The organism is Kitasatospora sp. NPDC127035 (genome assembly GCF_042726075.1).
Lineage (GTDB): Bacteria > Actinomycetota > Actinomycetes > Streptomycetales > Streptomycetaceae > Kitasatospora.
Map to the genome: position 1 here is coordinate 31,176 of NZ_JBHXDN010000077.1, position 12,657 is coordinate 43,832.

Genomic DNA, 12,657 nt, shown 5'->3' on the forward strand with positions numbered 1-12,657 from the left:
CGGCAATTCACCGCCCCCTTTTCCGAGAAGTAATCCGGCTTTCGTCAGCCCGCCCGTTCCGCCCGGCGGAAAACGGAAATCCCCGCACCATTCCCGGCCCCGTCCGGCCGGAACACACCGGGGTACCCGCACCCGACCGACCCGACGTAAGGAAGTGACGGCATGTTGCGCACCGAGCTGATCCGGCCGCTGCCCGAACTGCTGGCCGAGCACGCCCGCGACAGCTCGGACAAGACCGCGTTCCGCGACGCGGTCCGAGGCGTGACCTACGCCGAGCTCCACGACCGCACCGGCCGGATCGCCGGACACCTCGCCGACCTGCGCCTCCAACCGGGCGACCGGGCGGCGATCCTGCTCGGCAACAGCGTCGAGGTCGTGGAGAGCTACTTCGGCGTGCTCCGGGCCGGTGCCATCGCCGTCCCGCTCAACCCGCACGCCACCGAGACCGAGCTCGCCCACCTCCTCGACGACAGCGGCGCCCGCGTGGTGATCACCGACGCGGCCCGGGCCGGCGCCCTGGAGGCCCTCGCGCGCGGCCGGGCCGACCTGCGGGTGATCGTGACCGGCGACGGCCCCGTCCCGGCCGGCGCCCTCTCCTTCGAGACCCTCGCCACCACCGCGCCCGCCACCCCCGCGCGCGACGACCTCGGGTTGGACGACCCCGCCTGGATGCTCTACACCTCCGGCACCACCGGCCGCCCCAAGGGCGTCCTCTCCACCCAGCGCAACTGCCTCTGGTCGGTCGCCGCCTGCTACGTGCCCGTGCCCGGCCTCAGCGCCGAGGACCGGGTGGTGTGGCCGCTGCCGCTCTTCCACAGCCTCTCCCACATCGCGTGCGTGCTGAGCGTCACCGCGGTCGGCGCCACCGCCCGCATCCTCGACGGGTTCGCCGCGCAGGACGTCCTGGAGGCCGTGCGCGAGGAGTCCGCGACCTTCCTGGCGGGCGTGCCCACCATGTACCAGCAACTGGTGCGCGCCGCCCGCGAGGACGGCTTCTCCGCGCCGGCCCTGCGGATGTGCCTGGTCGGCGGCGCCATGACGACCGCCGCGCTGCGCCGCTCCTTCGAGGAGGCGTTCGGCGCGCCGCTCATCGACGCCTACGGGTCCACCGAGACCTGCGGCTCGATCACCGTCAACTGGCCCACCGGCGCCCGGGTCGAGGGCTCCTGCGGCCTGCCCGTGCCCGGCCTCGGCGTGCGGCTCGTCGACGTCGAGACCGGCCTCGACGCCGCCGACGGCGAGGAGGGCGAGGTCTGGGTGCGCGGCCCGAGCGTCATGCTCGGCTACCACAACCAGCCCGAGGCCACCGAGCAGGCGCTGCGCGGCGGTTGGTACCACACCGGGGACCTCGCCCGGCGCGACGAATCCGGCTACTTCACCATCACCGGCCGGATCAAGGAACTCATCATCCGCGGCGGGGAGAACATCCACCCGGCCGAGGTCGAGGAGGTGCTGCGCGGCGTCGCCGGTGTCGCGGACGTCGCCGTCGTCGGCAAGCCCCACGAGGTACTGGGCGAGGTCCCGGTGGCCTTCCTGGTGCCCGGTCCCGGCGGCCTCGACCCGGAGGCCCTGCTGGCCGCCTGCCGGGAACGGCTCTCGTACTTCAAGGTCCCCGAGGAGCTGTACGAGACCGACCGCATCCCGCGGACCGCCTCCGGCAAGATCACCCGTCACGTCCTGCTCGACGCGCCCGCCCGGCTCCGGGCCGCCGGCGGCAGCCACTACGAGCACCTGTTCCGCGTCGACTGGCTGCCGCTCTCCTCCGTCCCCGGTGCCCGCCCGGCCACCAGCACCTGGGCCGTGCTCGGCACGGACGGCTTCGGCCTGGGTGACGCCCTCGGCGCCGGCGCCGCGCACCGCGACCCCGCCTCGCTGGCCGCCGCCGACCCGCTCCCCGACGTCGCCCTGCTCGGCTGCGGCGCGGGCCTGCGCAAGCCCGGTCCGCTCGCCGCCGACGTCGAGGACGCCGTGCGGCGGCTCGACCGGCAGCTCGAAGCCTGGCTCGCCGAGGAGCGGCTGTCCGACACCCGGCTCGTCGTCGTCACCCGCGGCGCCGTCGCCGACGGCGCCACCGACCTCGTCCAGGCCCCGCTCTGGGGCGTGGTCCGCGCCGCCCAGGCCGAGCACCCCGGCCGGTTCGTCCTCGTCGACCTCGACGCCGAGGAGACCGCCGCCGCCGCGCTGGCCGACGCCGTCGCCTCCGGCGAGCCGCAACTCGTCATCCGCTCCGGAGTCCCGCTGAGGCCGCGCGCCGCCCGGGTGTCGGCCGCGCTCGCCCACGGCGAGCCCCCGGCCCGCTTCGACCCGCGCCGCGCCGTGCTGGTCACCGGTGCCGACGGGGCGACCGCCGCCGCCGTCGCCCGCCACCTCGTCTCCGGGCGGGGCGTGCGCCGCGTCCTGCTGACCAGCACCCACGGCCCCGACGACCGGGCCGCCGCCGAACTCGCCGCCCGGCTCACCGAATCGGGCGCCGACGTCACCCTCACCGCCGTCGACCCCGCCGACCGCGACGCCCTCGCCGCCTACGTCGCGGCCCCCGGCGTCCGCTTCAACGCCGTCGTCCACACCCCCGGCGCCGCGTTCCCCGGGCTCGCGGCCACCCTCGCCGCGGCGATCAACCTGCACGACCTGACCGCCGCCGCGGACCTCTCCGCCTTCGTGGTGTACACGCCCGCCGCCGGCCTGCTCGGCGCGCCCGGCGCCGACGGGGAGGCCGCCGCGGCGGCGTTCCTCGACGCGCTCGTCCGCCACCGGGTCCAGCGCGGCCTGCCCGGCCTCGCCCTCGGCACCGGTCCCGCCGACGGCGACGGGCGGACCGTGCCGCCGGGCCTCGGCCGGCTCACCGCCCAGGAGAGCGCGGCGGCGTTCGACGCCGCCCACCTGGCCGACCACACCTCGCTCCTGCTGCTCCGGCTCGACGCGGAGGGGCTGGACGCCCTCGCCCCGCCGGACGTTCCGGCGCTGCTGCGCGACCTCATCGACGCCCCGGCCGGTCCGCGCACCCCCGACAGCGCGACCGCCGCCGCACTGCGCCGCCGCCTGTCCGGCCGGTCCGCCGCCGACCGGCAGCGGGACCTGCTCGACCTCGTTCTCGCGGAGACCGCCCAGCTCGCCTCCGACCGCCCGGACGCGATCCGGCCCGACGGCCCGTTCAAGGACCTCGGTTTCACCTCCGCCACCGCCGTCGACCTGCGCGGGCGTCTCACCGCGGCCACCGGCCTGCGGCTCCCCGCCACCCTCGCCTTCGACCACCCCACCCCGACCGCCGTCGCGGCCTTCCTCCTCACCGTGCTGACCGGCAAGCCCGCCGCCGCCCGGCCCGTCCCCGTGCCGCGCACCGCGCCGCCGGCCGACGACCCCGTCGTCATCGTCGGGGCGGCCTGCCGGCTGCCCGGCGGCGTCGGCTCCCCGGCCGACCTGTGGCGGCTGGTCAGCGAGGGCACCGACGCGATCACCCCGTTCCCCCGTGACCGGGGGTGGGACCTCGACGCCCTCTACGACCCGGACCCGACCGTCCCCGGCACCTCCTACGCGCGCCACGGCGGCTTCCTGCACGACGCCGGCGAGTTCGACGCCGCCTTCTTCGGGATCTCGCCGCGTGAGGCGCTGGCGACGGATCCGCAGCAGCGGTTGCTGCTGGAGACGTCCTGGGAGCTGCTGGAGCGGGCGGGCATCGACCCGACGTCGCTGAAGGGGCAGCCGGTCGGCGTGTACGCCGGTCTGATGTACCACGACTACGCGACCGACCTCGCCGAGGTCCCCGACGGGCTGGAGGGCTACCTCGGCACGGGCAACGCCGGTTCGGTGGCGTCGGGCCGCATCTCCTACACCCTCGGGCTGGAGGGTCCGTCGGTGACGGTGGACACCGCCTGCTCGTCCTCGCTGGTGGCGCTGCACCTGGCGGCGCAGGCGCTGCGTGACGGGGAGTGCACGCTGGCGCTGGCCGGCGGTGTCGCCGTCATGGCCCGGCCCACCTCCTTCGTCGAGTTCTCCCGCCAGCGTGCGCTGTCGGCCGACGGCCGGGCCAGGGCCTACGCGGACGCGGCCGACGGCACCGCCTGGGCCGAGGGCGTGGGCCTGGTGCTGCTGGAGCGGCTGTCGGACGCGCGGCGGCTCAGCCACGAGGTGCTGGCCGTGGTGCGGGGCTCGGCGGTCAACCAGGACGGTGCGTCGAACGGCCTGACGGCGCCGAACGGTCCCTCGCAGGAGCGGGTGATCCTCGCGGCGCTCGCCGACGCCCGGCTGGGCGTGGCGGACGTGGACGCGGTGGAGGGTCACGGGACGGGGACGTCGCTGGGTGATCCGATCGAGGCGCAGGCGGTGCTGGCCACGTACGGGCAGGGTCGTCCGGCGGAGCAGCCGGTGTGGCTGGGTTCGTTGAAGTCGAACATCGGGCATGCGCAGGCGGCGGCGGGTGTCGCGGGTGTGATCAAGATGGTGGAGGCGTTGCGGCACGGTGTGCTGCCGAAGAGTCTGCACATCGACGCGCCGAGTTCGAAGGTGGACTGGGAGTCGGGTGCGGTCGCGCTGTTGACGGAGGAGCGGGAGTGGCCGGAGGTGGACCGGCCGCGCCGGGCCGCCGTGTCGTCCTTCGGCGTGAGCGGGACCAACGCCCACGTCATCCTCGAACAGGCCCCCGTCCAGGAGGCCCCCGCCGAGTTCGACGCCGGGTCCGTCACACCGGTGCCCTGGCTGCTCTCCGCCCGGACCACCGAGGCGCTGAGCGAACAGGCCGGGCGGCTCGCGGAGTTCGCGGATTCCCGGACCGCCGCCGAGGCGCCGGCCGTCGCCCGCACGCTCGCCTCCTCCCGTGCCGCGCTGGAGCGGCGGGCCGTCGTGGTCGCCGCCGATCAGGCGCAGGCGCTGACCGGACTGCGGGCGCTGTCCTCCGGCGAGGCTGTGCCCGGGTTGGTGGCGGGCCGTGCGGAGGTGGCGGGCCGGTCGGTGTTCGTGTTCCCGGGTCAGGGTTCGCAGTGGGTGGGGATGGGCCGGCGGTTGCTGGCGGAGTCTCCGGTGTTCGCGCGGGCTCTGGCGGAGGTGGAGGGTGCGCTGAAGCCTTATGTGGACTGGTCGTTGGTGGATGTGGTGAATCAGGTGCCGGGTGCCGCCTCGTTGGAGCGGGTGGATGTGGTGCAGCCGGTGTCGTTCGCCGTGATGGTGGGTCTGGCGCGGGTGTGGGGTTCGCTGGGTGTGGTGCCGGACGCGGTGGTGGGGCATTCGCAGGGTGAGATCGCGGCGGCGCATGTCGCGGGGATCCTGTCGCTGGACGACGCGGCGGCGATCGTCGCCCTGCGTTCGCAGGCGATCGCGCGGGGTCTGGCGGGTCGTGGCGGCATGGTGTCCGTCGCGCTGCCGGCCGCCGAGGTGGCCGACGGTCTGCCGGCCGGTGTGGAGGTGGCGGCGGTGAACGGGCCGTCGTCGGTGGTGGTGGCCGGTGACCCGGTGGGGCTGGACACGCTGGTGGCCGGCTTCGAGGAGCAGGGTGTGCGGGTGCGCCGGGTGCCGGTGGACTACGCCTCGCACACCGCGCACGTGGAGTCGATCGAGGAGGAACTGGCCGGGTTGCTGGCCGCGGTGAAGCCGCAGGCGGCGAGGGTGCCGTTCCTGTCGACGGTGGAGGGCCGGTGGCTGGAGGGTCCTGAGCTGGACGGTGGGTACTGGTACCGCAACCTGCGGCAGACCGTGCGCTTCGCCGAGGCGGTGGACACGCTCGCCGCGGAGGGGTTCCGGGCGTTCGTGGAGGTGAGTGCGCACCCGGTGCTGGCGCACAGTCTGGTGGAGGCGCTGGAGGAGGCGGTCCAGGCTCCGACGGTGGTCACGGGGACGTTGCGGCGTGAGGACGGTGCGTGGGACCGGGTCCTGCTCTCGGCCGCCGAGCTGTACGTCCGCGGGGTCGGGGTGGACTGGTCGGCGGCGTTCGCCGACGCCGGCACCCTGCGGCCCTCCGACCTCCCCACCTACCCCTTCCAGCACGAGCACTACTGGCTCCGGCCCGGCCGCGCCGCGGGCGACCTCGCGGCCGTCGGCCTGGACAAGGCAGGCCACCCGCTGCTGGAGGCCGGGCTGCTGCTCGGCTCCGAGGAGGGCGCCGTCTTCACCGGCCGGATCACCGAACGCACCCTGCCCTGGCTGGTCGACCACCGGGTCGGCGGCGCGACCCTGCTGCCCGGCACCGCGCTGCTGGACGCACTGGTGCACGTCGGGCACCGGCTCGGCGCGCCCACGGTCGAGGAACTGACCATATCCGCCCCGATCGTCGTCCCCGAGGGCGGCGGCATCGACCTCCAGGTCCACGTCGGCGAGGCCGAGGACGGCCGCCGCGCCGTCCGGCTGCTCACCCGGACCGGCCCCGGCCTGCCGTGGAGCGGGAACGCCACCGGCACGCTCGCCCCCGAGGGCCCGGAGCCCGCCGCCGCCGAGGAACTGACGGCCTGGCCGCCCGCCGGGGCCCGCCCGCTCGACCTCGACGGCCTCTACGACCGGCTCACCGTCGCCTACGGCCCCGCGTTCCACGCGGTCGAGGCCGCCTGGCTCGCCGACGGGCGCCTCTACGCCCAGCTCCGCCTCCCCGAGGCCGTGACCGACGCGGCCGCGTACGGGCTGCACCCGGCCCTGCTGGACGCCGCCCTGCACCCGCTCGGCGAGGCCGGCTTCTTCCCCGGCGCCGCCGTGCCGCGGCTCGCCTTCTCCTGGGCCGGGGTGCGCCTGCACGCCGCCGGGGCCGAGGTCCTGCGGGTCGTCGTCGCCGCCTCCGGGCCCGACACCCTCTCCATCCGGGCCGCCGACGAGACCGGCGCACCCGTCGTCGACGTCGAGGCCCTCACCGTGCGGCCGGTGGACCCGAGCAGCCTGGGCGCCGCCTCCGACGCGGCCCTGTTCGAGGTCGACTGGGTCCCGGCACCCGAAGCGGCACCCGAAGCGACACCCGAAGCGGAACCTGAAACGACATCCGGAGCGGCTGACGGGACGGCCGCCGAGGCGACCCCCGCCGGCACGGCCTGGGTGCTCCACGACGAGCTGCCCGCCGACGGACCGCTGCCGCCCCTCGTCGTGCTGCCCGCCGGCCTCGGCGTGCCGACCGACGGTGTCCCCGAGCGCGCCCACGCCGTCGGCCACGACGTCCTGCGGGCCCTCCAGTCCTGGCTGGCGGACGAACGGACGGCCGACTCCCGGCTCGTCGTCGTCACCCGGCGCGGGGAACTCGCCCAGGAGCCCGTCCGGGGCCTGGTGCGGACCGCGCAGTCGGAGAACCCGGGCCGCTTCGTCCTCGTGGAGGGCGACGACCCGGCAGCCGCCGCCGAGGCGGTGGCCGCCACGGCGGACGAGCCGCAGATCGCGGTGCGCGACGGGCGGCGACTCGTCGCCCGGCTGCGCCGCGCGGCGCAGCCGGCCCCCGAGGTCCCGTCCCCGCTGGCGGGCGGCACCGTCCTGGTCACCGGCGTCACCGGTGGCCTCGGCCGCCTGGTGGCCCGCCACCTCGCGGCGGTCCACCGCGTCGCCGAGCTGGTCCTGGTCTCCCGCTCCGCCGTCCCCGCCGACCTGCTCGCCGAACTCGCGGCGGACGGCACCCGCGTCCGGTCCGAGACGGTGGACGCCGCCGACCGCGAGGCGCTGGCGGCGGTCGTCGACTCCGTCGCGGACCGCCTCACCGGCGTCGTCCACGTCGCCGGGATCGTGGACGACGGCGTCATCGAGGCGCTGGACGGCGCCAAGTGGCACAGCGTGCTGCGCCCCAAGGTCGACGCCGCCTGGCACCTCCACGAACTCACCGCCGGGCTCGGCCTCGCCGTCTTCGCGCTCTACTCCTCCGCCTCCGGCGTCCTCGGCGGCTCCGGCCAGGGCAACTACGCGGCCGGCAACGCCTTCCTGGACGGTCTGGCCGTCCACCGGCACGCCCTCGGACTGCCCGCCGTGTCACTCGCCTGGGGCCTGTGGGCCGAGGCCGGCGGCATGGGCGGCCGTCTGAGCGACACCGACCTCGCCCGGATGGCCCGGGGCGGCACCCGTCCGCTCTCCGCCGAGCAGGGCCTGGCCCTCTTCGACGCCGCGATCACCGGCGACCGGGCGGCCGTGGTGCCGATCCGGCTCGACGTCACCGGCGTCCGCGGCGACGACCTCCCGCCGCTCCTGCGCGGGCTGGCGCCGGCCGCCCGCGCGCCCCGCGCCCTGCGACGGGCCGCCGCCCGGTCCGCCGGGGCCGGTGCCGACACCCTCGCCCGGCGGCTGGCGGGCCTCGCCGCCGCCGAGCGCGACGAGGTGCTGCTCGCCCTCGTCCGCGACACCGCCGCCACCGTGCTCGGTCACGGCTCGGCCGGGTCCCTGGACGTCGAGAAGCCGTTCAAGGACCTGGGCATCGACTCGCTGACCGCCGTCGAGCTGCGCAACGGGCTCGGCGCCGCCACCGGGCTGCGGCTGCCCGCCACGCTGGTGTTCAACTACCCGACGCCGAAGGCCCTCGCCGCCCACCTCACCACCGAGCTGGTCGGCGAGGAGACCGCCGCACCGGCCGCCGCGCCCGTCCCGGCGGTGCGCGCCGCCGAGGCCGACGACGAACTCGTCGCGATCGTCGCCATGGGCTGCCGCTTCCCCGGCGGCCTCGACTCCGCCGAGGACCTCTGGCGCTTCGTCGCCGCCGGAGGAGACGCCGTCTCGGGACTGCCCACCGACCGCGGGTGGGACCTCGACGGCAGCTACGATCCCGACCCCGACGTGCCCGGCCGCACCTACGTGCGCGGCGGCGGGTTCCTGCCCGGCATCGCCGACTTCGACGCCGCCTTCTTCGGGATCAACCCCCGCGAGGCGCTGGCGATGGACCCGCAGCAGCGGCTGCTGCTGGAGGTCGCCTGGGAGACCCTGGAGCGGGCCGGTCTCGACCCGACCGCCCTGCGGGCCACCCCCACCGGCGTCTTCATCGGCACCCACGGCCAGGACTACGGCACCCAGGGCACCGGCGGCCAGGCCGACGAGGGCTACCTCGTCACCGGCAACGCGGGCAGCGTGCTGTCCGGCCGGCTCTCCTACGCCCTCGGCCTGGAGGGGCCCGCGATCACCGTCGACACCGCCTGCTCCTCCTCGCTGGTCGCACTCCACCTGGCCGCCCAGGCCCTGCGCAGCGGCGAGTGCACGCTGGCGCTGGCCGGCGGCGCCTCGGTGATGTCCACCCTGGAGGGCCTGGTCGGCTTCTCCCGGCAGCGCGGCCTGGCCACCGACGGCCGGAGCAAGGCGTTCGCGGACGCCGCCGACGGGTTCGGGATGTCCGAGGGCGTGGGTCTGCTCCTGCTGGAGCGGCTGTCGGACGCGCGGCGGCTCGGCCACGAGGTCCTGGCCGTCGTCCGGGGCTCGGCCGTCAACCAGGACGGTGCGTCGAACGGCCTGACCGCGCCCAACGGCCCCTCGCAGGAGCGGGTCATCCGGGCCGCGCTCGCCAACGCCGGACTGGCCGCCGGCGACGTCGACGCCGTCGAGGCGCACGGCACCGGCACGCCGCTCGGCGACCCGATCGAGGCGCACGCCCTGCTCGCCACCTACGGCAGGGGCCGCCCGGCCGAACAGCCGCTCTGGCTGGGCTCGGTGAAGTCCAACATCGGGCACACCCAGGCCGCGGCCGGTGCGGCCGGTGTGATCAAGATGGTCGAGGCGCTGCGCCACGGCGTACTGCCGAAGACCCTCCACATCGACGCGCCCTCCTCGCACATCGACTGGTCCTCGGGCGGCATCGCCCTGCTCACCGAGGACCGGGAGTGGCCCGAGGGCGACCGCCCGCGCCGGGCCGCGGTCTCGGCCTTCGGCGTGAGCGGCACCAACGCCCACGTCATCCTGGAGCAGGCCGAGCCGGCCGAGCAGGCCGCCGCGCAGCCCGCCCCCGAGGCCGCAGCCGGCGCGAACGAGGACGAGAACGCCGACGCGGCCGGGGACGGCGCGGCCCCCTGGGTGCTCTCCGGTGCCTCGGAGGCCGCCCTGCGGGCACAGGCCGCCCGGCTGGCGGCGTACGCGGACGAGCGCCCCGACGTGGACCGCGCGGCGACCGCCCGTGCCCTCGTCACGGCCCGCTCCCGCTTCCCCGAGCGAGCGGTCGCCGTCGGCGCCGACCCGGCCGGACTCGCCGACGCCCTGCGGGCGCTGTCCTCCGGAGAGGCTGCGCCCGGGTTGGTGGCGGGCCGTGCGGAGGTGGCGGGCCGGTCGGTGTTCGTGTTCCCGGGTCAGGGTTCGCAGTGGGTGGGGATGGGCCGGCGTCTGTCGGCCGAGTCCCCGGTGTTCGCCCAGGCCCTGGCGGAGGTGGAGGGTGCGCTGAAGCCGTATGTGGACTGGTCGTTGGTGGATGTGGTGAATCAGGTGCCGGGTGCCGCCTCGCTGGAGCGGGTGGATGTGGTGCAGCCGGTGTCGTTCGCCGTGATGGTGGGTCTGGCGCGGGTGTGGGGTTCGCTGGGTGTGGTGCCGGACGCGGTGGTGGGGCATTCGCAGGGTGAGATCGCGGCGGCGCATGTCGCGGGGATCCTGTCGCTGGAGGACGCCGCTGCCGTGGTGGCGCTGCGTTCGCAGGCGATCGCGCGGGGTCTGGCGGGTCGTGGCGGCATGGTGTCGGTGGGCCTGCCCTTCGGGCGGGTGGCCGACGGTCTGCCGGCCGGTGTGGAGGTGGCGGCGGTGAACGGGCCGTCGTCGGTGGTGGTGGCCGGTGACCCGGACGGGCTGGACACGCTGGTGGCGGGCTTCGAGGAGCAGGGTGTGCGGGTGCGGCGCGTCCCGGTGGACTACGCCTCCCACACGTCCCATGTGGAGTCGATCGAGGGCGAGTTGGCGGATCTGCTGGCCGCGGTGAGGCCCCGGCCCGCCGCGATCCCGTTCCTGTCGACGGTGGAGGGCCGGTGGTTGGAGGGTCCTGAGCTGGACGGCGGGTACTGGTACCGCAACCTGCGGCAGACCGTCCGCTTCGCCGAGGCGGTGGACACGCTCGCCGCCGAGGGGTTCCGGGCCTTCGTCGAGGTGAGCGCGCACCCGGTGCTCGTCCACAGCATCGCGGAGGCGCTGGAGGAGACGGTCCCGGCCCCGACCGTCGCCACGGGGACGCTGCGGCGTGAGGACGGTGCGTGGGACCGCGTCCTGCTCTCGGCCGCCGAGCTGTACGTCCGCGGGGTCGAGGTGGACTGGTCGACGGCGTTCGCCGGCGCCGGTACGCTCCGGCCCTCCGAACTCCCCACGTACGCCTTCCAGCACCAGCGCTTCTGGCTGGAGCCCGTCGCCGGGACCGGCGACGTGACCGCCTTCGGCGTCGCCGCGGCCGGGCACCCGCTGCTCGGCACCCTGGTGGAACTGCCCGACGGGGACGCGGTGTTCACCGGCCGGCTGTCGACCCGCTCGCACCCGTGGCTGGCCGGCCACGCCGTCTCCGGGAACATCCTGCTGCCCGGTGCGGCCTTCCTCGAACTCGCCCTGCGGGCCGGCGAGCAGACCGGGCTCGGCCGCCTGGAGGAACTCGTCGTGGAGGCCCCCGCGATCCTGCCCGAGCGCGGTGGCGTCCAGATCCGCGTCACGGTCGATCCGGCCGCCGACGACGACCGCAGGGCCGTCCACGTGCACTCGCGTGACGAGGACGGCGAGGGCACCTGGACCCGGCACGCCACCGGCTTCCTGGCGGCCGAGGCCGCACCGGAGTTCGGCTACGAGGCGTGGCCGCCGGCCGGCGCGGAGCCGGTCGCACTGGACGGCTTCTACGAGCGCCTGGCGGAGGCCGGGTACGAGTACGGTGACGCCTTCCGGGGCCTGCGGGCCGCCTGGCGCTCGGGCGAGGAGGTGTTCGCCGAGGTCGCCCTGCCGGAGGAACTGACCGAGTCCGCCGGGCGGTTCGGCCTGCACCCGGCGCTGCTGGACGCGGCGCTGCAGTCCGCCAACCTGGGCGCGGCCCCGGTGGCCCGCCCGGGCGAGGTCCTGCTGCCGTTCGCCTGGAACGACGTGGCCCTGTTCGCGTCGGGGGCCACCGCCCTGCGGGTGCACGCCCGCCGGGAGGGCCCGGACAGCGTGTCCTTCGCGCTCACCGACCCGGTCGGCCGACCGGTCGGCGCCGTCGGGGCGCTGGTCCTGCGGCCGGTGGCGCCCGAGCGGCTGTCCGCCGTCCAGGATCCGGCCGCCGACCACCTGTACCGCCTCGACTGGACGCCGGCCGAACTGCCGCGCGCCGAGGCCGGGGCGGCGGCGGGGGAGGTGCTCGACCTGACCGCTCCCAGCGGGCTGCCGGCGCCGCAGGCGGGCCGGGAGCTCGTCGGGGCCGCGCTCACCCGGATCCAGGAGCACCTGGCCGGCGACTCCGACCGTCCGCTCGCCGTCCTGACCGCGAACGCGGCCGACGACCCGGCGGCCTCCGCCGTGTGGGGCCTCGTGCGCACCGCGCAGCTCGAACACGCGGGCCGCATCGTCCTGGTGGACACCGACGGCTCGGCGGCGCCCGCCGCGCTGGTCGCCGACGCGCTGGCGTCGGGCGAGCCCCAGGTGGCGTGGCGAGACGGCCGCGCGGTGGTGCCGCGCCTGGCGCGGGCCGGTGCGCCGGCCGAGGCCGGAGCGGGCGGTGGCCGGGTGTTGGATCCGGCGGGGACGGTGTTGGTGACGGGTGGGACGGGGACGTTGGGCGGGTTGGTGGCTCGGCGTCTGGTGGAGTCGCACGGGGTG

General features: G+C 76.3%; 1 protein-coding gene. It reads left to right on the forward strand.

Annotation, left to right across the window (positions count from 1 at the left end; all coding sequences use genetic code 11):
* Window positions 1-162: 162 nt before the first annotated feature.
* Window positions 163-12,657: SDR family NAD(P)-dependent oxidoreductase (locus tag ACFWIC_RS34990; protein WP_380520963.1), on the forward strand; the 12,495-nt coding region annotated here is incomplete at its 3' end.